The following is a 23,792-nucleotide window of genomic DNA, read 5'->3' on the forward strand; positions in this document are numbered from 1 at the left end:
CCGGCAGCCGGCGCGGCGCCGCCCGGCCGCGCCGGCTATACCTGCCTGGGCGGCGCCAGCGCCCGTGTCGCCTCCTCCAGAAAGCGCTGCGACAGCGCCGGATCGCTCACCGCGCGCGACAGCAGCAGCGCCCCCACCATCAGCGCCAGCGCCACGCAGGGCGTCGGCGTCATCTCCTCGCCCGGCGGCGCACACGCCTGCAGCAGGGCCAGCTGCGCCTCGATGCCTGCGGTGAAGGCCTGCCGCGACGGCTGGTCGCGCCGCGCCATCTCGCCCCCCAGCGCCGCTGCCACGCAGCCGTCGTCGGGCCGGTCGCGGTGTGCCAAGCTCAGGTAGTGCTGCACCAGCGCCGCCAGGCGCTGCTCCGCCGGCACCGTATCCAGCACCGCGGCGAGCCGTTGCTGCAGCTCGTCGAAGCCGTGCCGGCAGGCTTCGGCAACCAGCGCCTCCTTGTCGCGGAAGTGGCTGTAGAAGCCGCCGTGGGTCAGACCGAGGTCGGCCATCAGGTTGGCGATGCCGACCGCGTCCATGCCCTCGGAGCGGAAACGGTAAGACGCCGTGCGGACGATTCGCTGCCGTACGTCGGCCTTGTGGAGTGGGGAATAACGCATCGCCGTCCTTTCAAAGGCCTCTTTGCATGATGATCATCATGCTAAAAAGCTTGCGCTATATCAAACAGATATTGCAAGCACCCACGGTGCGCCCGGCGCTGGTCTACGCGCCGCCGCCCCGCCCATGCAGGCGGGCGCCGCCGCCGCTGTGTTTTTTCCGCCACACCCGGGGCACCGTAGAAACCGCAGAGCCGCACTTTCTTCACTGCCGAGTCTCGCTTTCTGTCCGCAACCTCAATATGCTCGGCGGATTATGACAACATGGTTGCCCCCGCCGCCGCGGAGGAGCAACCGGGACAAGCGCATGCTCGCTTCGCCGCACACATCCAGACAGAAGGTCCGCTACGCCCTGGTACTGCTGTCCCTCGGACTGCTGTATGGCGGCTGCGGCTGGCTGATCGACCACTTCTTCACACCCAACAACCCCTTCCCGGTCACCGTGTGGCTCCCCGCCGGCCTCGCCCTGGCCGCCGTGATCCGCTGGGGACACCGCGTCTGGCCCGCCCTGCTGCTCGGCGCGCTGGCGCTGCAGACGCTGGTCCTGGGCACCCCGCTGCCTGGCGCGCTGCTGGCCGCGCTGGGCGCCGCCGTGGGGCCGCTGCTGGGCGGCATGCACATCCGCCGTCACTGCTCGGGCCGCCTGCCGTTCTACCGTCTCGGCGACGTGTTCCGCTTCCTCTGGGCCGGCGTCGGCCTGTCCGCGCTGGTCTCCGCCAGCGGCAGCCTGCTGGCGCAGGCATGGTGGCACTATCCCGGCGTCAGCGCCGCCTTGCAGCAGTTGTGCGCAGGCTGGCTCGCCGACGCCACCGGCACGCTGTTCTTCGCCCCGCCGCTGTTGTTCCTGCAACGAAGCGGCGGCGTCGACCCGGTCCCGGCACGCGCCTCGCCGCTGGAGCTGGCCTCGGGCAGCGCCGCCACCCTGCTGGCGGCGGCCGTGCTGTTTCTCGGCCTGAACGACCCTCACGGCCTCTACACCGCGCTGCCCTACCTGCTGATCATCCCGCTGATGTGGACCGCGGCGCGGGCCTCGCTGCGCTCGGCGCACTGGCTGGCGTTCGGCATCCTGCTGCTGGCGCTGGCCGGCGCGGCCGGCGGCCGCGGCGTGTTTTTCGGCGACAGCCCCGGACTGGCCTTGCTCAACGCCGGCATGATGGTGCTGAGCCAGTCGGTGACGCTGCTGATCATGGGCGCGCTGATCGCCGAGCGCGGCAGCGCCGAAGAGCGCCTGCGGCGCGCCAACCACGGCCTGGAGGAGAAAGTCGCGGAACGCACCGCGCAGCTCGCGGAGAGCGAGGCGCGCCAGAAGCAACTGGTCGACGCCGCACCGTTCCCGCTGGTGCTGAGCCGGCTCGCCGACGGCGTCATCACCTACGCCAACGAGCGCGCCGAGCGCATGTTCAAGGGCCGCCTGCACAGCACCCAAGGCCTCACCGTGGACGACTTCTACGTCACCGCCCAGGCCCGCGACGAGGTCGCCGCGCTGATGCGCGACAAGGGCCAGTTGCGCGATCACGAGGTGAGGCTGCAGGACACCGGCGGTCGAATCTTCTGGGCGCTGATCTCCTGTACCCTGGTGCGCTCTGGCGGCACGCTGCACGTCATCACCGGCATCAACGACATCAGCGAGCGCAAGCGCCTGGAGCACAGCCTGAAGACCGCCAACGAGGCGCTGCGCCAGCACCTCAACGAGATCGAGTCGCTGCAATCGGGACTCAAGGAACAGCTGGTGCGCGACCCGCTCACCGGGGTGTTCAACCGGCGTTACCTCGACGATGCCCTGCCGCGCGTGCTGGCGCACACCCTGGCGCTGGGCAAGCCGGTGGCGCTCCTGATGCTCGACGCCGACCACTTCAAGCGCATCAACGACACCTACGGCCACAAGGCCGGCGACTGCGTGCTGAGCACGCTGGGCGCACGCCTGCGCGACAGCCTGCGCAGCAACGACATGGTGTGCCGCTACGGCGGCGAGGAGTTCCTGATCGTGCTGCCCGGCATGAGCCTGGAGCACGCCATCGCCAAGGCCGAACAGTTGCGCAAGGTGGTGCAGCAATGGCCGATCGAGGCGCTCGACCACACCCTCAACGTCACCGTCTCGATCGGCGTCGCCTGCAGCCCGCTGCACGCCGAGGACGCCGAAAGCCTGGTGCACGCAGCCGACACCGCGCTCTACGTCGCCAAGAGCAGCGGCCGCGACCGCCTCTGCGTGGCCGAGCCGCCGGCCGGGATGAGCCCACGCTCCACCACCCTGTCGGGCTGAGAACCGGTTCACAATCTTGCTGCGCGTCCCTGATCGGGGCTCATGCGCACTGCGTGCCAATCTATCCCTGAGCAAATCCCTGCGTGCCAATCTTCGATTGGCTCAGCGAGCGATTGGCGCAGCGATCGGAAATCCTCATGCACTACTTGTACATTCCGGTTCCTGCGCTGCTCTTCACCCCGCTGAGGGCCGCTCGCGACAGATCGTGAACAGGTTCTGAGCCGGCGCCTGCCGCCGTGCCGGCGTGCTACCATCGCGGCCATGGAACTTTACCGATTGATGCAACAACAGGGCTTCGGCAGCCGCAAGGAGTGCCGCAAGCTGATCGAGCACGGCCTGGTCGAACTCGACGGCGCGGTGGTGGACGATTACCGCCTCGAGATCGACCCCGCTGCCATCGACGAGCTGGTGATCGACGGCGAGCCCTGGGAAATCCTCGAACACCCGCTCTACATCCTGCTCCACAAGCCCTCCGGCTACGAAACCTCGCACAAGCCGATGCACAACCCGAGCGTGTTCACGCTGCTGCCGTGGCAGTTCTCGCAGCTCGGCATCGCCGCCGTGGGCCGGCTCGACGTCGACACCACCGGGCTGCTGCTGCTGACCACCGACGGCCAGTTCGTGCACGCCCTGACCTCGCCCAAGAAGCACGTGCCGAAATGCTACGAGGTCACGCTCAAGCACCCGGTGAGCGAGGCGCTGGTCAAGCACCTCAAGGCCGGCGTGTTTCTGAAAGACGACAACGAGAAGGTGGTGGCGGACCAGGTCGAGGTGGTGGACGAGATCACCATCCGGATGACCATCACCCAAGGCAAGTACCACCAGGTCAAGCGCATGATCGCCGCCGCAGGCAACCGCGTGCAGGACCTGCACCGCATCGCGCTGGGCACGCTGCAATTGGGCGAACTGGACGAAGGCGAGTGGCGCCACCTTGACGCCGCCGAGCTGACGGAGCTGGGTTTCACCCGCTGAGAACCTGTTTCCGATCTCGCTGCGCCCCCGGATCGGGGCTCATGTGCACTGCGTGCCAATCTATCACTGAGCAAATCCCTGGGTGCCAATCTTCGATTGGCTCAGCGATCAGGAATCCTCATGCACTCCAGTACATTCCGGTTTCTGCGCTGCTCTTCACCCCACGGAGGGCGGCTCGCGACAGAGCCTGAACGAGTTCTGAGGCAGCGCACGCCAGAGACGAAAAAAGGTCGCCGAGGCGACCTTTTTTGCTTCAGGACAGCGCTTAACAGCCCTGCTGCAACGCCAACTCCAGACTCTGCTGGTAATGCCGCTCGGCCAGCTCGGGCTTGTCGATGGCGGTGAACAGGCGCGACAGCTCGGCGTGCGCGCACAGCGTCGGCTCGATCGAGGCGCTGGCCTCCAGGTAGCTCTGCGCCTTGCCCCACAACTGCTGCGCCAGGGCGAGACGGCCCAGCGCCAGCAGCAGCAGGTGGTCGCGCGGGCGCAGCTTGAGCCAGCTCTCGGCGTCCTTCAAGAGCTCCAGGCGCTTGTCGGCGGTGAGGTGCTCGGCCAGCTGGCCCAGCTCGCGCGCGAGTTCCGGGGTAGCCTGATCGTCGTCGCCCAGGGCGCCGGCGATCAGCGTGGCGGCGTAATCCGCCTCGCCCAACACGATCAGGCGCTCCACGATACGGCTGACCAGCGTCGGATTGTTGCGTTCCACTTCCGGCACGCGACGCAGCCAGTCGCGAATCTCCTGCCCCTGGGAAAAACCGTCCAGCTGCTGGGTATAGGCCGCCAGGCGGTAGCGCCGCGCGCGGTCGGGCTCGAGCGCCTCGGCCTTGAGCAGCCTCTCGGTCAGCGCCAGCACCGCTTCAGGCTGTTTCTGCAGCAGGCGCACCTTGAGCTCCAGCTTGAGGGCATTGGTCAGGTTGGGCGAGATGGCGCGCGCGCGCTCGATGGCGGACAGCGCGCCCAGGGTATCCTTGGCTTCCAGTTTCAGTTCGGCGTCGAGCATGTGGCGCGCCAGCTGCAGCCGCTCCGGCAGGGAGTCGAGCTGTGACAGGTAGCCGTCGCGCTTGTCCAGGTCCTGCATCGCAGCCGCCGAGCGTGCCGCCATCAACAGGGCCAACGCCTTGTTCTCCGGTGCCGACTCGTCGGCCAGCGCCTTGACCGCCTCGCGCTCGGCGCGCTGGAAGCGACCCTCGAAGAAGGCGATACCGGCCTCGCGCAGTGCGTGGCGCGCCGCCTTCAGCTTCTTCTGGCGCTGGAAGCGGCGCACTTCCTCGGGCAGGCCGGTGGCCAGACCGATCAGGCGCAACACCAGGTGCGCCACCACGATCAGCAGGATCACCGCCACGATCAGCAGGTTGAACGATACCTCGAGCCGGTACGGCGGCAGGAACAGGATGGCGTAGCCGGTATTCAGCGTGGAGGCGAGCCCCACCAGCACGGCGAGCGCGAACAGGCCGGTAATCCACAGCACGAATTTCACGGCGTACCCCCTGCGCTGCCCTGCGCCTCGCGCACCACCTTGAGGCTGGCGGAGAGGTCCGGCAGCGTCACGTCCAGCGGCGCGCCCTTGAGCTCGGCGAGCAGCGACAGCCACGACTTGGTGACCGCGGCATCGCCATCGTAATAGCGCTCGACGTAGCTCTTGGCGGCTTCGACATCGGAATTGAAGGTCTGGCCGTCACGCTGGGTCAGCGCCAGGCGGGCGTCCAGCAGGCGCAGCTTAAGGTTCTCGCGCAGGAAGAACGACTGTTCCGGCGACAGCAGCAGCGCCTCCGGCTTGTCCATGCGGCGGATGCGCACCAGCTCGCCCAGGCTGCCGGTGATGTCGGCCAGCAGGCGCTCCCAGAACGGCGCGTCGGCGGCCGGCTTGGCCGGCTGGATCAGGCCGTCCTTGGCGCTGCCCAGGCGATGGTGCCCCACCACCAGGGGCAGGGTGTCGGCCGCCAACAGCAGGCGATCGATCTTCACCGTCAGGCCGACGGTGTCGAGATACGGCAACGCCTTGAGCTTTTCCAGGTCGGTGGCCACGGCCTTCTTCACCGTGATCAGCTGCGGCTGGTCGAAGCGAGCCAGGCGGGCGTCGACCATTTCCAGCGCCTGCAGCGCCGCCGGCACGTTGCCGGCCAGCTGCAGCTGCTGGCTGGCGATGGCGAGCGTGTGCTCGACCTCGGACAAGAGCCAGTCGGAACGGTTTTTGGTCAGTTCCTGGTACATGCCGTTGAGCGTGGCGAACTGGCCGGCCGATTCGTTGACGCGCGCTTCGAGCATGGCCAGCTTGCCGTCGCTGGCGCGCACGGTGGCCAGGGCCTGATCGACCAGCACGCGGGTTTCCTTGGCGCTGCCGCCGGACTCGGCCAGACGGCGTGCCAGTTCCTGGCGCGTGGCGGCCAGCTCCTGCTGGGTGGAGTAAAGCTGCCAGCCGGACAGGCCCAGCGCCGCCAGCGCCACCAGCAGCGCCAGCGGGAAGGACTTCTTCACGGCCGGTTTGCCGATCTCGGCAGTCTGGATTTCGTTCATGGGTGACGGGTGAACCATTCGCTGAGGCCGGCGACCAGTGCGTCGTCGTCGGCCTGGGTTGTCACGATGCGTGTCACGCCGTGCGCCGCCAGCGTGGCGGCAATGCGCGGATGCGGAACGCAGTACAGCAGGCATTGTAACGTCAGGCTACGGGAGCGGCCAGCCAGACGGAATAATCGTTCGGCGGTATCGCTGGAGGTCAGCACCAGGGCGTCCACCGGCGGCTCCAGCAAGGACCAGTCGGGCTCTCCGTCGACGCGGCGGTAAACCTCGGCCAGGGTGAGACGGGCGCCCCGCGCGGCGAGGGTCTCCCCCAGTTCCGCCCGGCCGCCGACGCCGCGCACAATGAGCACGCGTTGGCCGGCCAGGCGCTGCAGTTCGGGCAGCGCCAATAGGGCAGCACTGTCGCTGCCGTCGCGCGGATGCAGCACGGCGCGGCCGGACAGGGCTGCGAGCTTGGCGGCACTGGCGGCGCCGACACAGGCCAGCCGGCCCTTGAGCTTGACGGAGGCCAGCATTGGCCAGGCCGCATCGATGGCACTGGGACTGACGAAAATCAGCCAGTCGGCGTCGGCGGCGAGCCGGGGCAGCGCCGCCAGCGCGCGCTCGTCGGGCACGATATCGAGCACCGGCAGCAGCACCGGCTCGCCGCCGGCGTCAGAAAGCAGCGCCATCAGGCGCGCGCTCTGCGCCGGTGGCCGGGTGACGAGGATGCGCCGCCCGGCCAGGCTCACTGGCCGTGGCCTTCGTCGATCACGGCCTGGATCAGCGGCGCGGCGCCGGCGTCGAGCAGCTTCTGCGCCACGGCGCGGCCGAGCGCGTCGGCGTACTCGCGCGGCGCGGAGGCCGACGCGGTGAGCATCACCGAGCCGTCCGGATGCGCCACGAAGCCGCCCAGCGTAATGACGTCGTCGCTCAGCGTGGCGAAACCGCCCAGCGGAATCTGGCAGCTGCCGCCCAGCACGCGCGACAACGCGCGCTCGGCGCTGACGCAGGCGTGGGTATCGGCGTGGTCGAGCGGCGCCAGCAGTTGCATCAGGTCGGCGCGGTCGGCACGGATCTCGATGCCCAGCGCGCCCTGGCCGACGGCCGGCAGGCTTTCCGACGGCGCCAGCTCGCAGCGGATGCGATCGGTCAGTTCCAGCCGCTTGAGGCCGGCCGCGGCGAGGATGATGGCGTCGAACTCGCCGTCGTCGAGCTTGCGCAACCGGGTCTGCACGTTGCCGCGCAAGGGCTTGATGACGAGGCGCGGGAAGCGCGCGCGCAGCTGCGACTCGCGGCGCAGGCTGGAGGTGCCGACCACGGCGCCGTCCGGCAGCTCGGAGAGGCTGGCGTAGGTGTTGGACACGAAGGCGTCGCGCGGGTCCTCCCGCTCGCAGATGGCGGCCAGCGTGAAGCCTTCCGGCAGGTTCATCGGCACGTCCTTGATGGAGTGCACGGCGAGGTCGGCGCGGCCTTCCTGCAGGGCCAGCTCCAGTTCCTTGACGAACAGGCCCTTGCCGCCGATTTTCGACAGCGTCTTGTCGAGAATCTGGTCGCCCTGCGTGGTCATGCCGAGGATCTCGACGGCGAGCTGCGGATAGAGTTGCTCGAGCCGGGCCTTGATGTGCTCGGCCTGCCACATGGCGAGCTTGCTCTCGCGGCTGGCGATGACGATTTTGTCCATGGACGCGGTCCTGTAGAGGGAAACGATTGCCGATGATTCTAGCACGGCCTCCCGGCCGCCAACCCTAGCCCAAAAGAGTGAGCCGGCCGCGCGGCCGACGCCGAGGCGACGCGGGAGTAGCAGGAGGGCGGGGGACATGGCACTATTCTTGACATAACTAGAGTGACGCCGCACGACCTCGGGCGACGGCGCCCGGACAGCAAGCCGCAAGCGACAAAAATAACTTCACACTTCACACTACAGACGGAGTAATCGAATGACGGACCAGGACAAGGACCTCCCCCTACGAGCGAGCATCGCGCGGCTGGAGCGCTTGCTCGGCGAGGTCTTGCTCGAACAGGAAGGCGAACAGGTATACGAAGAGGTGCGCGCCATTCCGGCCGACGCGCTGACCGGCGGCGAACGTAGCCGCTCGGTGCTGGAGCGCCTGTCGCCCGGCGCCACCACCGCGCTGGTGCGCGCTTGCGGCCTGTATTCCCAGCTCTTCAACATCGCCGAGGACCTGCACCACACGCGCCGCCGCCGCGCCCACCAGATCGCCGGCTCGGCGCCGCAACAGGGCAGCCTGGCCGGTGCCCTGGCACGCCTCAAGCAGGACGGCGTCGGCTTCGGCCAACTGGCGGCCGCCCTGACCGATGCCTCGGTGGTGGCGGTACTGACCGCGCACCCGACCGAGGTGCAGCGCCAGAGCGTGCTCGACGGCCACCGCGCGGTGCGCAAGTTCCTCTCCCAGCTCAACTCGCCGGAACTGACCCCGGAAGAAGAGAGCGAGCTGGAAGCCAAGCTCAAGCGCGTCATGCTGACGCTGTGGCAGACCTCGGAGATCCGTCCGTTCAAGCTGTCGATCCGCGACGAAATCGAAAACGGCGTGGCCTACCATCCGCTGACCTTCTTCAGCGCCATGCCCAAGCTGTACGAGCGCCTCGGCCGCCTCATCGCCGATCACTGGGAGCAGCAGGTCGAACTGCCGTCCTTCCTGCGCGTCGGCAGCTGGATCGGCGGCGACCGCGACGGCAACCCCAACGTCGACGCCGGGGTGATGCGCCACGCCATCACGCGCCAAGCCGAGGAAGCGTTCCGCCACTACTTCTACGAGCTGGCCGGCCTGTATCGCGAGTTGTCGCTGTCCGAACGCCACGTCAGCGTCAGCGCCGCGGTGCAAAGCCTGTCGGCCGCCTCGCCGGATCTGGCCGAGAGCCGCCGCGAAGAACCGTACCGCCGCGCGCTCGCCACCATCGAAGGCCGGCTGTCGGCCAGCGCGGCACGCCTGGGCGTCGAGGCGCGCGGACGCTGGACCCTGGGTGAGCCCTACCCTGACTGCGCCGCGCTGGTGACCGACCTGCAGGCGCTGGTCGACTCGCTCAAGGAGCACGGCAGCGGGCTGCTGGCCGAAGGCCGCCTGGGCCGCCTGCTGCGCAGTCTCGACGTGTTCGGTTTCTTCCTGATGCCGCTCGACATGCGCCAGCACGCCGCCATCCACGAGGCTGTGGTGGGCGAACTGTTCGCGCGCGCCGGGCTGGAAGAATACGTGGCGCTGGACGAGGCGGCGCGGGTGCGCGTGCTGCTGCGCGAACTGGCCACGCCGCGCCTGCTCTACTCGCCCTACCTGACCTACAGCGCCGAGGCCGAGAAGGAACTGGCGATCTTCCGCGAGGCTGCGCGCATCCAGCGCGAATTCGGCGTGGATGCCATCGCCCAGAGCATCATCTCCAACTGCGCCACGGTGAGCGACATCCTGGCGCTGGCGCTGCTGTTGAAGGAAGCCGGGCTGATCCGCCTCGACAACGGCATTCCGCAAGCCAGCATCAACCTGGTGCCGCTGTTCGAAACCATCGCCGACCTGCAGAACGCCACCTTGGTGATGGACGCGCTGTTCGCGCTGCCGTGGTACCAGCAACTGCTGAAGAGCCGCGGCATGATCCAGGAGGTGATGCTGGGCTACTCCGACAGCAACAAGGACGGCGGCTACCTAACCAGCCAGTGGGAGCTCTACCAGGCCGAACAGCGCCTGGTGCAGAGCTTTGCCGCCGCCGGCGTCAAGCTCAAGCTGTTCCACGGCCGTGGCGGTTCGGTCGGGCGCGGCGGCGGCCCGTCCTACGAGGCCATCATGGCGCAGCCGGCCGGCAGCGTGGCCGGGCGCATCCGCATCACCGAACAGGGCGAGGTGATCGCCTCCAAGTACTCCGACCCGGACATCGGCGCGCGCAACCTCGAGGCGCTGGTGGCCGCCACGCTGGAGGCCAGCCTGTCGCCGCACGCCTGCCACGCGGTGGACGAGGAGGTGTTCAACGAACTCTCCGGCCACGCTTTCACCGCCTACCGCGAGCTGGTCGAGACCCCGGGCTTCATGCAGTACTTCCTCGAGGCCACGCCGATCAGCGCCATCGCCAAGCTCAACATCGGCAGCCGCCCGGCTTCGCGCAAGAGCCTGAACTCGATCCGCGACCTGCGCGCTATTCCGTGGGTGTTCTCCTGGGCACAATCGCGCGTCATGCTGCCGGGCTGGTACGGCTTCGGTTCGGCGGTGTCGGCCTACCTCGGCCGCCACGGCGACGAAGGGCTGGCGCGCCTGCAACAGGCCTACGCCTCGTCGCCGTTCTTCCAGGTGGTGCTGTCCAACATGGAGCAGGTGATGGCCAAGGGCGACCTCAACATCGCCAAGAGCTTCGCCGACCTGGTGTCGGACCGCCGTCTGGCCGACACCCTGTTCGGCCGCATCAGCGAGGAGTGGCACAAGACCCAGCAGGCGTTCTTCGCCATCAGCGGCCAGCAGAAACTGCTCGAGAAGAACCCGACGCTGGGGCGCAGCCTGGCCATCCGCCTGCCCTACCTCGACGCGCTCAACCTGCTGCAGACCGAGCTGCTGCGCCGCCTGCGCGAGCAGCCCGAGGACGCCGAGGCGCTGTATGCCATCCACCTCACCATCAACGGCATCTCGGCCGGGCTGAGAAACAGCGGCTGAGCCCTTCGGCCAACCTGCACACACGACGGCAGCCCACGGGCTGCCGTTTTTTCTTGCCGACGCGCCCCGTCGCCTGTAATGGCCTGTCGCCAATGTCACCTTTAACGACGACAAACGCAGAACGTCCTGCTGCGGCACGCCTTCTGCTCCAGATCAACTTCATTCGACTATTTGTATGGAAATATGGAACCCTTCGCGAAAGCCAAGTAGCATAATTCCTAAACCATTGAAATATTTAATTAAATAAATCAAATAACACATAAATTAATAAGAAAACATGAACGCCGAGCCAACCCCGCCCGCCCTCCCCGACCACTCCGACGGCTTCACCCTGATCGAACTGCTGATCGTGCTCGTCGTTGTCGGCATCCTCGCCGCCATCGCCCTGCCGGCCTACCAGAGCTATGTGCGGAAGAGCCGCCGCAGCGATGCCACCGTGGCCCTGCGCGCACTCCAGTTCGCCCAGGAAAAATACCGCGCCAACAACAGCAGCTACGGCACGCTGGCGCAGCTGGGCATGAGTTCCACCACCGACAGCGGCTACTACACGCTGGCGGTGAGCAACGTCTCGGGTACCGGCTACACCCTCAGCGCCAGCGCGGTCAGCGGCAGCTCGCAGGCTTCGGACAGCGGCTGCACCACGCTCACGCTTCAACAGTCCGGCGCCACGCAGACCACCACACCCAGCTCCTGCTGGAGCAAGTGAATGCCGCTTCCGGTAGCGAATGCAGGCCGCCATGGCGGCTTCACCCTGGTCGAGCTGCTGGTGACGCTGGCCGTGCTGGCGATACTGCTGGCACTGGCCGTGCCATCGTTCGGCGACCTCATCGACCGGGGCCGGCTCACTTCGGCCGCCGATACGCTGTACGCCGATCTGCAGTTCGCCCGATCGGAAGCCATCCGCAACAACCAGAACGTCGTCGTCAGCTTCCAGAGCGGCGGCAGCTGGTGCTATGGCATGGTGCTGGGCAGCAGCGCCTGCGACTGCAGCGTGAGCGACAGCGCCGCCGCCAATTACTGCGCGCTGAAACGGGTCACTGCAGCCGATTTCAGCAAGGTGTCGATTCCCTCCGCCGCCAGCATCACCTTCGCCTCCGGCCAGACCGGCTTCGACCCGGTGCGCGGCGTTGCGCTGAGCTCCGGCGCCGTCACCTTGCAGTCGGCACAGGGCAAGCAGGCCACCGTCAGCCTGGCGCTACTGGGTCGCGTCAGCCTGTGTTCCCCCGCCGGCAACGGCTTTATCAGCGCCTACCCCGCATGCTGACCCGATCCCGGCAACGCGGCATTTCGCTGATAGAACTGATGGTGTCGGTCGGCATCAGCCTGGTGCTGTTGCTGGGCATGACCAGCTTCCTGACCACCAGCCTCAAGAGCAACACCAGCACCATGAAAGCCGCCCGCCTCAACCAGGAGCTGCGCGCCATCATGCTGCTGATCAGCCGCGACGTGCGCCGCGCCGGCTACTGGGGCAACGCCAGCAGCGGCGTGGGCGTCGGTTCCGCCGCTTACAGCAACCCGTTCGGTACGGTGAATGTCGCAACGCCCGGCTGCCTCCTGTACAGCTACGACCGCGACGGCGACGGCAGCCAGGGCAGCGCCGAGCAATATGGCGTACTGCTCAGCGGGGGCGTCGCCCTGCTGCGCAGCGGCGGCAGCGACTACAGCTGCACCCCGGGCGTCAACAACAGCTGGGAAGCGCTGTCCGACAGCAAGGTCACCACCATCGGCACGCTCAGCTTCAGCCTGGCCTCGACCCCCTACTACCTGAGCGGCACGTCCGGCCCCAACATCCTGACGCGCACCGTGACCATCACGCTGGCCGGGCAGCTCAAGAACGACAGCAGCGTCAAACAGACGCTGACCGAAACGGTCAAGCTGGAAAACGACCTGTTCCAGGCCAGCTGAGGCACACCCGATGCGACGCTTCCCCTCCCCGCTCTCGCAACAGCATGGTCTGGCTACCCTCGCCGTCTCACTGATCATGTTGTTCTTGATGAGCCTGCTGATCTTCAACACCAGCTCAGGGATGCTGCTGGAGCTCAAAACCGGCAACAACCAGTACTTCCAGGCCAAGGCGCTGGAAGCGGCGCGGGGCGGGGCCGACTACGCCGTCTCCTGGCTCGATGTCTCGGGCAACTACAGCAGCCTCGCCTGGAGCAGCGATGCCACCGGCCCGAGCGGCAACAACCAGCGCGCGGCACTACCCTCGTCGGTAGCCAGCCAGGCCATCGGCGGCTATAACGTTGCCGTCACGCTGTGGCGCAACTCGGCCAACAGCTCCATCCTGGAAGTGCGGGCCGTCGCCAGCGGCGATGCTAGTGCCACGGTGCGGCAGAAAATCCATGCCAAGACCATCCGCTTCAATGTCACCAGCGTGCCGCCGCTGGTCATCAACGGCTGCCTGAGCGGCGTGACCGGCAACCCGGACATGCACCCGACCCATAGCGGTGACGTCGTGATCAAATCGTCGGAGGACAGCAGTTGCGTCGACCCCGGCCATCTGGGCATGAACGGAGGCGTGACCCAAGGCAATGTCTTTGCCACCAGCGCCTGGGATTACGTGTTCGCGACCTCAAAGGCCGACATGAAGGAACTGGCGGCGCAGTCGTCCACGGACGCCATCTACTACTACGACGCCAGCAATCCGTTCTCCGGCAATTGGCATGACGATGTCGGGACGGCCAGCAGCCCCGGCATCCTGATCTTCGACACCGGGGCCGGCTGCCCCAAGATCAACGGCAACGTCACCATCTACGGCATCGTCTACTACGCCGCCGAATGCGGCAGCAATCAGGGCTGGGGCAATACCACCATCCATGGCAGCGTGGTATCCGAGGGCAGCATCACCAAGCTGACCGCCAACACCGATTTCTATCCCTGGTCCGGCGGCAGCATGCCGAGCTACACCATCGCCATGGATTTGGCCAAGCTGCCCGCCTCGTGGAGGGATTTCTGATGCAGCACGCCCCCTCCCCGCGCCAGCGCGGCTTCAGCATCCTGGAGGTGCTGATCACGCTGGTGGTGCTGGCCGGCGGCCTGCTGGCGATCGGCGGCCTGTACGGCAAGATCATGAACGGCAGCGCCGCGGCCAAGGAGCGCAGCGAGGCGGTGGTACTGGCGGAGAAGAAATTGGAGGAGCTGCGCTACGCCCTGTATTCCAGCATCGCCAGCGGCTCGGACAGCGTCAACGCCGCCACCGGCAGCGGCAGCAGCGCCAACTTCAGCCGCAGCTGGAGCGTCGCCAGCTCGACCAGCCCGGCCTACAAGACCGTCACCGTCACCGTCAGCTGGACCGACAGCCGCAACCAGAGCCAGAGCGCCGTGCTCACCAGCCGCATCAGCGGCATCGATCCGAAACGCTCGGGCGAGCTGATCGCCACGGTTGGTTCGAACAGTTCGGGTACGGGCAACGGCACGGGTAGCGGTAGCGGAACGGGCAGCAACACCGGCAGCGATAGCGGGCCAGGGACGGGCTCCGACGGCGACACCGGAAGCGGCACGGACACCGGCACCGATACGCCCCCCGTCGTTTGCACCACCACACTGACCATCTCCACCCAGTCGGCCAATGGCACTGTCGGCACCGATACCAGCGGCGCGAGCTGCAGCGGGGCAAAGAAAAGCTGGACCTGCACCGCCACGCTGGCCTACGGCACCCCGATCATCATCACCTATACGCAAAACAAGTCCTCCTCATCGTGGGGCACGACGGCAACGTGCACGGCACAGACTTACTCTTCGTTCTGAGCCGATCAGCCCCATCACAGGGTCAGCCGTAGGCGGGCCGGTACGCATCCCCCGCTCCAGCCCGCTTTTCCCCTATAATCAGCGTTTCCCCTTTGCGAAACCCTGGGTATCCACCGCCATGCAAGACAGCCACGCCTGGTCCGGCCGCTTCTCCGAGCCGGTCTCCGAACTCGTCAAGAAATACACCGCCTCGGTCGACTTCGACAAACGTCTGGCCGAGTTCGACATCGAGGGCTCGCTGGCCCACGCCACCATGCTGAACAAGGCGGGCGTGCTGTCGGACGACGACGTGGCGGCGATCCGCCAGGGCATGGCCGAGATCCTGGACGACATCCGCGAAGGCCGCCTGGAGTGGAGCGTGGACCTGGAAGACGTGCACATGAACGTCGAGCGCCGTCTGACCGACAAGATCGGCGATGCCGGCAAGCGCCTGCACACCGGTCGCTCCCGCAACGACCAGGTCGCCACCGACATCCGCCTGTGGCTGCGTGCGCAGATCGACGACATCGTGGTGCTGATCGCCGAGCTGCAAACCAGCCTGCTGGACTTGGCCGAGGCCAACGCCGATACCGTGATGCCGGGCTTCACCCACCTGCAAGTGGCGCAGCCGGTGACCTTCGGCCACCACATGCTGGCCTACGTCGAGATGCTGGGTCGTGACGCCGAGCGCATGACCGACTGCCGCAAGCGCGTGAACCGTCTGCCGCTGGGCGCCGCCGCGCTGGCCGGCACCACCTTCCCGATCGACCGCCACTACACCGCGCAACTGCTGGGCTTCGATGACGTCTGCCACAACTCGCTGGACGCCGTGTCCGACCGTGACTTCGCCATCGAATTCACCGCCGCCGCGTCCCTTGTGATGGTGCATCTCTCCCGGCTGTCGGAAGAGCTGATCCTGTGGATGAGCCCGCGCGTCGGCTTCATCGACATCGCCGACCGCTTCTGCACCGGCTCGTCGATCATGCCGCAGAAGAAGAACCCGGACGTGCCGGAACTGGTGCGCGGCAAGTCGGGCCGCGTGGTGGGCCATTTGATCGCTCTGGTAACCCTGATGAAGGCGCAACCGCTGGCCTACAACAAGGACAACCAGGAGGACAAGGAGCCGCTGTTCGACACGGCCGACACGCTGATCGACACGCTGCGCATCTACGCCGACATGATGCGCGGCATCACGGTGAAGAAAGAGGCGATGCGCGCCGCCGTGCTGCAGGGCTTCGCCACCGCCACCGACCTGGCCGACTACCTGGTGAAAAAGGGCCTGCCGTTCCGCGACAGCCACGAGGTGGTGGCGCTGACCGTGCGCCATGCCGAGGCCCAGGGCGTGGACATCGCCGACCTCAGCCTGGAGAAGCTGCGCGAGTTCTCGCCGCTGATCGAGGCAGACGTGTTCACTGTGCTGACGCCGGAAGGCTCGCTGGCGCAACGCGACCATGTCGGCGGCACCGCTCCGAACCAGGTGCGCGCCCAGATCGCCCGCCACCGCGCACGCCTGGCCGGCTGAACGGCTCAGTAGGGCGGAAGCCCCGACGCCGTCAGGGCGTTCCGCCACACCCGCCGCCATCCACATCCATCTCCGCAAAGAACGGCGGAACGCCCCCCATTCCTTTGCAACGCTACGCTTGCCTCGCTCAGTCAGGGCTTCCGCCCTACGGCCTGAAGCGGGGCGGCACGAGCAGGACAAGGACACAGGCCGGGAGTCGTCTCCCGGCCTTTTTCTTGCGCGCCGGTCGCGAAACCGCAACGCTCCGGGATTATTTTATCCGGGTCAATTTCTTCCGCCGCATAACTCGGTAAGATGAATGCCTATCCGACGCGTCACTACCGCGCCTTGCCCCCGGGAGACACCGTGTTATTCAGCAAAACCCGTACCGCCCTGCAGCAATCCGAAACCACCAACGCCAGCCTGCAGCAGGAGAACGCCCTGCTGAAGCAGCGGCTGGCCCAGATGGAAAGCGCCCACGCCGAGCAGGCCGAGGAACTGGCCCGGCTGCAGCGCGAGCGCACCATGCTGCAAGGGGTGTTCACCAACGTCGGCCGCTTCGGCGACACCCTCGACGGCGTGCGCCAGTCCTTCCTCGGGCTGGCCGACTCGCTGAGCCAGGAAAAGCGCTCGGCGCGCGACGTGGCGGCGCAATCGGACGCCAACCGCCAGGGGTTCGAGCGCATCGCCACCAACCTGAAAAGCATGTTCGAGCGTATCCAGCAGGCCTCGGCCAACGTCGAGGCGCTCTACCAGCAGGCCGAGGAGATCGGCGGCATCGTGCGCCTGATCAAGGACATCGCGGACCAGACCAACCTGCTAGCGCTGAACGCCGCGATCGAAGCCGCCCGCGCCGGCGAATCGGGCCGCGGCTTCGCCGTGGTGGCGGACGAGGTGCGCAAGCTGGCGGAACGCACCGCCAAGGCCACCACCGAGATCGCCGGGCTGGTCGGCACCATCCAGGGCGAAACGCAGAGCGCCAAGCAGACCATGCAGCTGGGCGCCGACGACGCCAGCCGCTTCTCGGCGGAGAGCCAGGAGGCGGTGGGCAGCATGCAGCGCCTGTTCGCGCTGTCGCAGCAGATGGAACAGGCGATCGCCGCGGCGGCGCAGCTGTCCGGCGTCGAGCTCGCCAACCTCGACGAGCTGACCGTGAAGCTCGAGGTGTACAAGGTGTTCATGGGCATCGCCAAGACGCGCCCGGAAGCGCTGCCGGACGAGACGCAGTGCCGCCTCGGCCAGTGGTACTACGGCGGCGAGGGCAAGGAAAGCTTCTCGCGCCTGCCCGGCTACGCCGCGCTGGAAGCGCCGCACCGCAACGTGCACGAGCACGCCCGCCGCGCCGTGGAACTGTTCTACGCCGGCCGCTTCGAGCAGGCGCTGACCGAGCTGGCGGCGATGGAGCAGGCCAACGCCGCGGTGATGAGCGGCCTCACCCGTATGCTGTCCGAGCTGGCGCCGGCTGGCCGCTGACTCTGCCCCGCGGGCCGACGTTCTGCCGACCCGCTTGCTTGCTCTCCAATGCCAGCCGGCGCGCGCCAAAGCAGGCCGGGCGTCGCCTGAAGCGTAGGATGGGAAGAGCAAGGCGAACCCCAGCGAACGATGGTCGATGGGGTTCGGCACTGACGTGGCGAGGGAAACACCGCCTCATGTGGCGATGGTGTCCTCGCCCTGCTGCCAGCCTCACGAGACGCGGCGCTACCGCCTAATGGGCCAGGTTTTCAGGCGGGCTCAGGGTGCGCGCCACCGCCACCCGCCAGCCCTGGTACAGCCGCGCGCGCCGATCCTCGCTCATGCCTGGCTCGAAGCGCTGCTGGCCTTGCCACAGCGCCGCCAACTCGTCGAGCGAACCGTACACCCCCGCCCCCAGCCCCGCCAGGAACGCCGCGCCGAGCGCCGTGGTTTCGCTCACCGCCGCGCGCTCCACCGGCAGCGCCAGCATGTCGGCCAGGAACTGCATCAGCCAGTCGTTGCCGACCATGCCGCCGTCCACGCGCAGGCTGGCGGGACGCGCCGCGCCGTCGGCCTGCATCGCTTCCATCAGGTCGCGCGTCTGGTAGCACACCGACTCCAGCGCGGCGCGCACGATGTGGGCGATGCCGGAGTCGCGCGTCAGGCCGATGATGGCGCCGCGCGCCAGTGGGTCCCAATACGGCGCGCCGAGCCCGGTGAAGGCCGGCACCAGGTAGACGCCGCCGGTGTCGGCCAGCTGGCGCGCCAGCGTCTCGCTCTCGCCGGCCGAGTGGATCAGCCGCACCGCGTCGCGCAGCCATTGCAGCGCGGCGCCGGCGACGAAGATGCTGCCTTCCAGCGCATAGGTGGTGCGCCCTTCCAGCCGGTAGCACACCGTCGACAGCAGACGGTGGCGCGACGCCAGCACCTCGCTACCGGTGTTCTGCACCAGGAAGCAGCCGGTGCCGTAGGTGGACTTGATCATGCCCGGCTCGAAACAGGCCTGGCCGACAGTGGCGGCCTGCTGGTCGCCGACCAACGCGGTGATCTTCAGGGGTTGGCCGAACAGGGTGGTGGCGCCGTAGTCGGCGACGTTGTCGCGCACCTCCGGCAGCAGCGCGCGCGGGATGGCGAATAGCGCCAGCAGCTCGTCATCCCACTGTTGGCGGTGGATGTTGAACAGCAAGGTGCGCGCGGCGTTGCTGGCGTCGGTGGCGTGCACCCGACCCTCGGTGAGACGCCACAGCAGGAAGCTGTCGACGGTGCCGAACGCCAGCTCGCCGCGTTCTGCGCGTTCGCGCGCGCCGGGGACGTGGTCGAGCAGCCAGGCGAGCTTGCAGGCGGAGAAGTAGGGGTCGAGCACCAGGCCGGTTCGGGCGCTCACCAGCGCGGCGTTGTCCGGCGTGGCCAGCGCGGCACAGTGCTCGGCGGTGCGCCGGTCCTGCCACACGATGGCCCGATGCAGCACCCGGCCGCTGGCGCGCTCCCACAGCAGCGTGGTCTCGCGCTGGTTGGTGAGCCCCAGCGCCACCGGTGTGGCCCCGTTGGCCAGCACCTCGCGCGCCAGCGCCAGCGTGTCGCGCCAGATGTCCTCCGGCTCGTGCTCCACCCAGCCCGGCTGCGGAAAGTGCTGCGGCAGCTCGCGCTGGGCGCGTGCCAGCACCCGGCCCCGGGCATCGAACAGCATGGCGCGGGTGCTGGTGGTGCCCTGGTCGATTACCAACAGTGTTGCCGTCATAGGCCGAACTCCTTGTGATTGGTGCGCGGCGCCGACAAAACCGCGCGCCGATTTGCCCGCAGGCGGCGAAATATGTTAATTAACAGACGACAGATTTTCGGAATCGAACCAACATGAGCCGCTCCCCCCGCCACGAGAAGATTCTGCAACTGGTCCGCGAAAACGGCTTCATGCCGATCGAGGAACTGGCCCGCCTGCTCGACGTCACGCCGCAGACCATCCGCCGCGACATCAACCAGCTGTGCGAGGAAAACCTGCTGCGCCGCTACCACGGCGGCGCCGCGCTCGGCAGCAGCGTCGAGAACGAGGACTACGTGGCGCGCAAGGGCAAGCTGCAGAGCGAGAAGGCGTACATCGCCGACATGATCGCCGAGAACATCCCGGACCACGCCTCGCTGTTCATGAGCATCGGCACCACCATCGAGGCCGTGGCCCAGGCGCTCACCGCGAGCCACAAGGGCCTGCGCGTGATCACCAATAATATTCACGTGGCATCGATCATGTCGACCAACCCGGACTTCAACGTGCTGATCACCTCCGGCGTGGTGCGCGCCTCGGACGGCGGCATCACCGGGGTGGCCACGCTCGACTTCATCAACCAGTTCAAGGTCGACTACGCCATCCTCGGCGTCTCCGGCATCGAGCCGGACGGCTCGCTGCTCGACTTCGACTACCGCGAAGTGCGCGTGGCGCAGGCGATGATGAACAACGCGCGCCACCGCTACCTCGCCGCCGACCACAGCAAGTTCGGCCGCAACGCGCTTGTGCGCATGGGCCATATCAGCGAATTCCACGCCGTGTTCACCGACGAAACCCCGCCCGAGCCGCTGGCCAAGATGATGTCCGAACACAACGTGCGCCTGTACCTTGCAGAATAGGCGGCAACCGGCTCCCGGCCAACGCCCGCCGCGCGCGGGCTTTCAGGCTGCTGACGACGTGCTTCGATGCGTTGTTACAGGACCCGGCAGAGCCGGGCCTCTCCGCCGCCGTAATTGATTCTGCAGCCTGCCCATCTATTCCCAATCCTTCGCTGAGCCAATCTCTGCATGCCAGTCTTCGATTGGCCCGGCGATAGATTGGCACGCAGTCCACCCTTGCCCGGCAAGGGAGCCTCGCTACGCTCGAGAGGGCTTGTTAATTATCTGACAGCCAAAGGGCGGCGCCCCGGCCCCTGCTGGTATACTGCAGCGTTTGCAAGCAACAACAAGCCTGACGCGCCATGAACGTTTTTTACGAAGAAAGCGGCAGCTTCAAGGTGGGCGCCGTGGTGTCCCGCAATGACGCCAGCCTGCAGGTCGACACCCTCCACGGCAAACGCGCCAAGATCAAATCGGCCAACGTGATGCTGGAATTCAACTCGGCGCTGACCGAGTTCCTGCCGGCGGTCGAGAAGCTGGCGGCCGAGATCGACATCGACTTCCTGTGGGAAGTGAGCGGCCAGGACGAATTCGGCTTCGAGGCGCTGGCCGCCGACTACTGGGGCCACACCCCCAACGCGGCCGAAGCCGCCGCCATCATCCAGCGCCTATTCGAGGCGCCGATGTACTTCTACAAGAAGGGCAAGGGGCGCTTCAAGGCGGCACCGGAAGAGTCGCTGAAGGCGGCGCTGGCCGGTATCGAGAAGAAGAAGCGCGAGCAGGAGCAGATCGACGCCTGGGTGGCCGAGCTGAAATCCGGCCGGCTGCCGGACGCCATCCGCACCCAGTTGATGACGCTGCTGTTCCGCCCGGACAAAAACACGCTGGAGTTCAAGGCCTTCGACCAGGCCTGCCGCGAGCGCAACCTGCCGCCGGTGCGGCTGGCGGCCGAGATCGGCGGCATCCCCTCGGTGCCGGACTACCTGATGGCGGGCTTCCTGCTGGAGTACTTCCCCAAGGGCACCGGTTTCGGCCAGTACGCCGCGCCGGAGCTGCCGGGCGACGAGGAACTGCCGCTCGCCGAGGTGGCCGCGTTCTCGATCGACGACGCCGCCACCACCGAGATCGACGATGCGCTGTCGCTGGTCGAACTGCCCAACGGCAACCAGCGCGTCGGCATCCACATCGCCGCGCCGACGCTGGGCGTGGCGCCCGGTTCGGACATCGAGAAACTGGTGTTCCAGCGCCTCTCCACGGTGTACTTCCCCGGCGACAAGATCACCATGCTGCCGGACGAGCTGGTCGAACAGTTCACGCTGAAGGAAGGCCAGGCCTGCCCGGCAGTGAGCCTGTACGTCGAGGTGACGCCGGAATTCGAGCCGGTCGGCTACGAAAGCCGCATCGAGCGCGTGACCATCGCCGCCAACCTGCGCCATAACCAGCTGGAGCAGGTGTTCAACGAACAGACCCTGGCCGATCCGGATGGCGGCCCGGACTACCCGTTCAAGCGCGAGCTGACCTGGCTGTGGCAGTTCGCCAACGCGCTGGAGAAGCGCCGCGGCAAGTACGACCCGACGCGCCCGGTACAGATGGACTACAACTTCAACGTGGTCGACGGCAAGGTGCAAATCACGCTGAGGAAGCGCGGCGCGCCGATGGACAAACTGGTGTCCGAGCTGATGATCCTCGCCAACAGCGAGTGGGGCCGCATGTTGGCCGAAGCCGACATCCCGGCGATGTACCGTGCGCAGAGCATGGGCAAGGTGCGCATGACCACCCGTCCGGAGCCGCATATCGGCCTGGGCGTGGCGCAGTACGCCTGGTCCACCTCGCCGCTGCGGCGCGCCACCGACTTCGTCAACCAGCGCCAGCTCACCGCGATGATCCGCGGCGACAAGCCCGAGTTCGAGCAGGGCAACGCCATGCTGTTCGCCATCCTGCGCGACTTCGACGCCACCTACAGCGCCTATCTCGCGTTCCAGGACCGCATGGAGCACTTCTGGTGCCTGCGCTGGTTCAGCCAGGAGGGCGTCACCGAGCCGACCGCGACGCTGATCAAGGAAGACCTGGTGCGCATCGACGGCCTGCCGCTGCGCCTGCGCGTGCCTGGTCTGCCGGAGCTGGCGAGCGGCGACAAGGTGCGCCTGGCGGTGATCCGCATCGACGAGCTGACGCAGGAGATCGAGCTGCGCTACGCCGGCAAGGTCGGCCACGAGGACGTGCAGGTCGAGGAAGACAGCACGGTGTAATTCCAATTCGCCTTAGAAACGATAACTTTGTCGGCGGCGTTACGCAGGGCCTTGCCGTACTTCATGTACTGTCTGCGGCCCCGCTCACTTGCCTTCGCGTTCTCGTTCCTAATGCTTTTTGGAATCATGCCGCACCCGGCTGCAGCCAACCTTGAAAAACAAAAAAGCCCCGGAAGCGATTCCGGGGCTTTTTCTTTGCGGGACAACCGGGCGGTTAGCGCGATTCCACCGGGAAGCGCTGCAACAGCCCCCCCAGCACGCCGCCCAGCGCCAGCCACAGCACCGCTGCGGAAGCCAGCGCCGCCAGCATGAAGTCGCTCATCAGGCGCGCGGGCACCAGCGTGTGCACCTCGGCCAGTACCGGCGCGCCAACCAGGTGCGGCAGCGCCGCCACCGCCAGCGCACCCACTGCCCACAACGCACGGCGCTTGGCCCAAGCATAGTAGAGCCCGAACAGCGCGCCGGAAGTGCAGGCCACCGTGAGCAGCCACCACAACTGGCGCTGCTGCAGGTCGGCCGCGGGCACGCCCGGCGGCTCCGGCGGCAGGCCGAGCGCCGGCGCCAGCTGGAACACCACGAAGCCCAACGCGCCGAACAAGAGGCCGCGCCGCCAGTTGATGCGGCCGAACTGCGACAGCACCGCCCCCAGCAGCAGGGCGTAACCCATCGCCGCCAGCGTGATCGAGATCGCGGTGGCAACGGCGCGGTGCGTCTTGTCGTCGGACGGCTCCTCGCTCGCCATCGCCTCGTGCGCGTGTTCCTTGGCCGCCATAGCGTCGTGCGCCTCGTGAACGTGCGCCGTGGCGGTAGCGGCCTCGAGCTGCTGCTCGTAGCCTTCGGCCTGCTCGATCAGCGGCTGGACCAGCGCCAGCTGGACCGGCGTCGTCACCGCACCGGCCAGCAGCCCGGCCAGCAGCGACAGGGCGACAATACGTGCAAACATGACAACCCTTCGTCGGTCAGTGGCAGACGAAGCCCATGGTATGGCGCGTATCGTGGCTCTCGCCGTGAGCGATGCCCGGGGCGAAACCGACACCGTAGAGGATCACCGCGCCCAGCAGCGCGGCGCACAGGGCGGCGGAACGGGCTTTCCAGCGCGCGGCGCTGGCGGGGTCGAGCTGGCCGATCGGTCGAACGGCGGATTTGTGCAACTGCATGTCTATCTCCTGGGTCTTTCCATGGCCCCCCCTGTCTCGCGGTGTCGGTTGGCGGCAAGCAGCCGCACAGCGATGGACCGACGATGGCGCGACAGGGTAAGGGAGGGGCACAGGAAGAAACGTTAAGCGCACC

The 23,792-nt window shown here is 67.3% G+C and carries 21 protein-coding genes and 1 other RNA gene; 14 read left to right on the forward strand and 8 right to left on the reverse strand.

Translation table 11 applies throughout. The features are described from left to right. Positions 1 to 35: 35 nt before the first annotated feature. Entirely contained in the window at positions 36 to 611 is a 576-nt protein-coding gene (locus tag B9N72_RS01100) for a TetR/AcrR family transcriptional regulator (protein ID WP_085274610.1), read from the reverse strand. 26 nt (positions 612 to 637) lie between these two features. On the opposite strand from B9N72_RS01100, the gene B9N72_RS20510 reads away from it, so the two are divergent. The 4 genes from B9N72_RS20510 (at position 638) to B9N72_RS01115 (ending at position 3,840) form a co-directional block, all read left to right on the forward strand. Beyond that, entirely contained in the window at positions 638 to 868 is a 231-nt protein-coding gene (locus tag B9N72_RS20510) for a hypothetical protein (protein WP_143477724.1), read from the forward strand. 47 nt (positions 869 to 915) lie between these two features. After that, the gene (locus B9N72_RS01105) at positions 916 to 2,868 is read left to right on the forward strand and encodes a sensor domain-containing diguanylate cyclase (protein WP_085274611.1); all 1,953 of its coding nucleotides are present in this window, start codon (positions 916 to 918) and stop codon (positions 2,866 to 2,868) included. A 137-nt stretch (positions 2,869 to 3,005) separates the two neighbouring features. Further along, positions 3,006 to 3,091: non-coding RNA, sX9 sRNA (locus tag B9N72_RS01110), on the forward strand. A 38-nt stretch (positions 3,092 to 3,129) separates the two neighbouring features. Next, positions 3,130 to 3,840, forward strand: coding sequence for a pseudouridine synthase (locus B9N72_RS01115; RefSeq protein WP_085274704.1), 711 nt, complete (start codon positions 3,130 to 3,132; stop codon positions 3,838 to 3,840). Between the two features lie 265 nt (positions 3,841 to 4,105). Here the strand turns inward: B9N72_RS01115 and B9N72_RS01120 are convergent, their stop codons facing one another. From B9N72_RS01120 to hemC, 4 genes are read right to left on the reverse strand one after another with little or no spacing between them, the layout of a single operon-like run. Further along, on the reverse strand, positions 4,106 to 5,314 hold the full coding sequence (locus B9N72_RS01120; RefSeq protein WP_085274612.1) for a heme biosynthesis HemY N-terminal domain-containing protein: 1,209 nt from the start codon (positions 5,312 to 5,314) through the stop codon (positions 4,106 to 4,108). Further along, positions 5,311 to 6,351: a uroporphyrinogen-III C-methyltransferase gene (locus tag B9N72_RS01125; RefSeq protein WP_085274613.1), complete on the reverse strand. Its 1,041-nt coding sequence runs from the start codon at positions 6,349 to 6,351 to the stop codon at positions 5,311 to 5,313. Before B9N72_RS01125 ends, B9N72_RS01120 begins: the two co-directional genes overlap by 4 nt. Next, complete coding sequence (locus tag B9N72_RS01130; protein WP_085274614.1) at positions 6,348 to 7,085, reverse strand: uroporphyrinogen-III synthase; 738 nt, start codon at positions 7,083 to 7,085, stop codon at positions 6,348 to 6,350. The genes B9N72_RS01125 and B9N72_RS01130 overlap by 4 nt, the downstream gene beginning before the upstream one ends. Continuing rightward, on the reverse strand, positions 7,082 to 8,017 hold the full coding sequence (gene hemC, locus B9N72_RS01135) for a hydroxymethylbilane synthase (protein WP_085274615.1): 936 nt from the start codon (positions 8,015 to 8,017) through the stop codon (positions 7,082 to 7,084). The genes B9N72_RS01130 and hemC overlap by 4 nt, the downstream gene beginning before the upstream one ends. Positions 8,018 to 8,273: 256 nt before the next feature. Between hemC and ppc the strand changes: the two genes are divergently transcribed. From ppc to B9N72_RS21600, 8 genes are all read left to right on the forward strand, one after another. Further along, positions 8,274 to 10,979, forward strand: coding sequence for a phosphoenolpyruvate carboxylase (gene ppc / locus B9N72_RS01140; RefSeq protein WP_085274616.1), 2,706 nt, complete (start codon positions 8,274 to 8,276; stop codon positions 10,977 to 10,979). A 277-nt stretch (positions 10,980 to 11,256) separates the two neighbouring features. Continuing rightward, positions 11,257 to 11,685 carry a type IV pilin protein gene (locus B9N72_RS21550; RefSeq protein WP_085274617.1) on the forward strand — a complete coding sequence of 143 codons (429 nt, stop codon included), beginning with the start codon at positions 11,257 to 11,259 and terminating at the stop codon, positions 11,683 to 11,685. Beyond that, positions 11,686 to 12,243 (forward strand): GspH/FimT family pseudopilin, encoded by a 558-nt coding sequence (locus B9N72_RS01150; RefSeq protein WP_085274705.1) that lies wholly within the window; start codon positions 11,686 to 11,688, stop codon positions 12,241 to 12,243. Next, positions 12,237 to 12,884: a PilW family protein gene (locus B9N72_RS01155; RefSeq protein ID WP_085274618.1), complete on the forward strand. Its 648-nt coding sequence runs from the start codon at positions 12,237 to 12,239 to the stop codon at positions 12,882 to 12,884. Before B9N72_RS01150 ends, B9N72_RS01155 begins: the two co-directional genes overlap by 7 nt. Positions 12,885 to 12,894: 10 nt before the next feature. Next, positions 12,895 to 13,935 carry a pilus assembly PilX family protein gene (locus B9N72_RS21040; protein WP_159453009.1) on the forward strand — a complete coding sequence of 347 codons (1,041 nt, stop codon included), beginning with the start codon at positions 12,895 to 12,897 and terminating at the stop codon, positions 13,933 to 13,935. Further along, positions 13,935 to 14,726, forward strand: coding sequence for a prepilin-type N-terminal cleavage/methylation domain-containing protein (locus tag B9N72_RS01160; protein ID WP_159453010.1), 792 nt, complete (start codon positions 13,935 to 13,937; stop codon positions 14,724 to 14,726). The genes B9N72_RS21040 and B9N72_RS01160 overlap by 1 nt, the downstream gene beginning before the upstream one ends. A 118-nt stretch (positions 14,727 to 14,844) precedes the next feature. Further along, a complete protein-coding gene (gene argH / locus B9N72_RS01165; protein ID WP_085274620.1) occupies positions 14,845 to 16,227 on the forward strand; it encodes an argininosuccinate lyase in 1,383 nt (460 codons plus the stop codon). A gap of 345 nt (positions 16,228 to 16,572) precedes the next feature. Beyond that, on the forward strand, positions 16,573 to 17,679 hold the full coding sequence (locus B9N72_RS21600) for a methyl-accepting chemotaxis protein (RefSeq protein ID WP_327078266.1): 1,107 nt from the start codon (positions 16,573 to 16,575) through the stop codon (positions 17,677 to 17,679). Between the two features lie 232 nt (positions 17,680 to 17,911). Here the strand turns inward: B9N72_RS21600 and glpK are convergent, their stop codons facing one another. After that, positions 17,912 to 19,396 carry a glycerol kinase GlpK gene (gene glpK / locus B9N72_RS01175; protein ID WP_085274622.1) on the reverse strand — a complete coding sequence of 495 codons (1,485 nt, stop codon included), beginning with the start codon at positions 19,394 to 19,396 and terminating at the stop codon, positions 17,912 to 17,914. 113 nt (positions 19,397 to 19,509) lie between these two features. Here glpK and B9N72_RS01180 point away from each other — a divergent pair, with 113 nt between their 5' ends. Next, entirely contained in the window at positions 19,510 to 20,274 is a 765-nt protein-coding gene (locus B9N72_RS01180; protein ID WP_008954616.1) for a DeoR/GlpR family DNA-binding transcription regulator, read from the forward strand. A gap of 341 nt (positions 20,275 to 20,615) precedes the next feature. Beyond that, positions 20,616 to 22,502, forward strand: coding sequence for a ribonuclease catalytic domain-containing protein (locus tag B9N72_RS01185; protein WP_085274623.1), 1,887 nt, complete (start codon positions 20,616 to 20,618; stop codon positions 22,500 to 22,502). A gap of 214 nt (positions 22,503 to 22,716) precedes the next feature. Here the strand turns inward: B9N72_RS01185 and B9N72_RS01190 are convergent, their stop codons facing one another. Then, complete coding sequence (locus B9N72_RS01190; RefSeq protein WP_085274624.1) at positions 22,717 to 23,445, reverse strand: CbtA family protein; 729 nt, start codon at positions 23,443 to 23,445, stop codon at positions 22,717 to 22,719. A 16-nt stretch (positions 23,446 to 23,461) separates the two neighbouring features. After that, positions 23,462 to 23,659, reverse strand: coding sequence for a CbtB domain-containing protein (locus B9N72_RS01195; protein WP_085274625.1), 198 nt, complete (start codon positions 23,657 to 23,659; stop codon positions 23,462 to 23,464). Positions 23,660 to 23,792 lie beyond the last annotated feature (133 nt).

Source organism: Pseudogulbenkiania subflava DSM 22618 (assembly GCF_900177275.1).
In the GTDB taxonomy this organism is placed as follows: domain Bacteria; phylum Pseudomonadota; class Gammaproteobacteria; order Burkholderiales; family Chromobacteriaceae; genus Pseudogulbenkiania; species Pseudogulbenkiania subflava.

Coding starts and splice junctions, on each gene's coding strand:
- glpK (WP_085274622.1), bottom strand. CDS start 19,396: ATGACGGCAACACTGTTGGTAATCGACCAGGGCACCACCAGCACCCGC.
- B9N72_RS01155 (WP_085274618.1), top strand. CDS start 12,237: ATGCTGACCCGATCCCGGCAACGCGGCATTTCGCTGATAGAACTGATG.
- B9N72_RS01190 (WP_085274624.1), bottom strand. CDS start 23,445: ATGTTTGCACGTATTGTCGCCCTGTCGCTGCTGGCCGGGCTGCTGGCC.
- B9N72_RS01150 (WP_085274705.1), top strand. CDS start 11,686: ATGCCGCTTCCGGTAGCGAATGCAGGCCGCCATGGCGGCTTCACCCTG.
- B9N72_RS01180 (WP_008954616.1), top strand. CDS start 19,510: ATGAGCCGCTCCCCCCGCCACGAGAAGATTCTGCAACTGGTCCGCGAA.
- B9N72_RS21550 (WP_085274617.1), top strand. CDS start 11,257: ATGAACGCCGAGCCAACCCCGCCCGCCCTCCCCGACCACTCCGACGGC.
- B9N72_RS01185 (WP_085274623.1), top strand. CDS start 20,616: ATGAACGTTTTTTACGAAGAAAGCGGCAGCTTCAAGGTGGGCGCCGTG.
- B9N72_RS01115 (WP_085274704.1), top strand. CDS start 3,130: ATGGAACTTTACCGATTGATGCAACAACAGGGCTTCGGCAGCCGCAAG.
- hemC (WP_085274615.1), bottom strand. CDS start 8,017: ATGGACAAAATCGTCATCGCCAGCCGCGAGAGCAAGCTCGCCATGTGG.
- B9N72_RS01125 (WP_085274613.1), bottom strand. CDS start 6,351: ATGAACGAAATCCAGACTGCCGAGATCGGCAAACCGGCCGTGAAGAAG.
- B9N72_RS20510 (WP_143477724.1), top strand. CDS start 638: ATGATGATCATCATGCTAAAAAGCTTGCGCTATATCAAACAGATATTG.
- B9N72_RS01195 (WP_085274625.1), bottom strand. CDS start 23,659: ATGCAGTTGCACAAATCCGCCGTTCGACCGATCGGCCAGCTCGACCCC.
- B9N72_RS01105 (WP_085274611.1), top strand. CDS start 916: ATGCTCGCTTCGCCGCACACATCCAGACAGAAGGTCCGCTACGCCCTG.
- ppc (WP_085274616.1), top strand. CDS start 8,274: ATGACGGACCAGGACAAGGACCTCCCCCTACGAGCGAGCATCGCGCGG.
- B9N72_RS01100 (WP_085274610.1), bottom strand. CDS start 611: ATGCGTTATTCCCCACTCCACAAGGCCGACGTACGGCAGCGAATCGTC.
- argH (WP_085274620.1), top strand. CDS start 14,845: ATGCAAGACAGCCACGCCTGGTCCGGCCGCTTCTCCGAGCCGGTCTCC.
- B9N72_RS21040 (WP_159453009.1), top strand. CDS start 12,895: ATGCGACGCTTCCCCTCCCCGCTCTCGCAACAGCATGGTCTGGCTACC.
- B9N72_RS01160 (WP_159453010.1), top strand. CDS start 13,935: ATGCAGCACGCCCCCTCCCCGCGCCAGCGCGGCTTCAGCATCCTGGAG.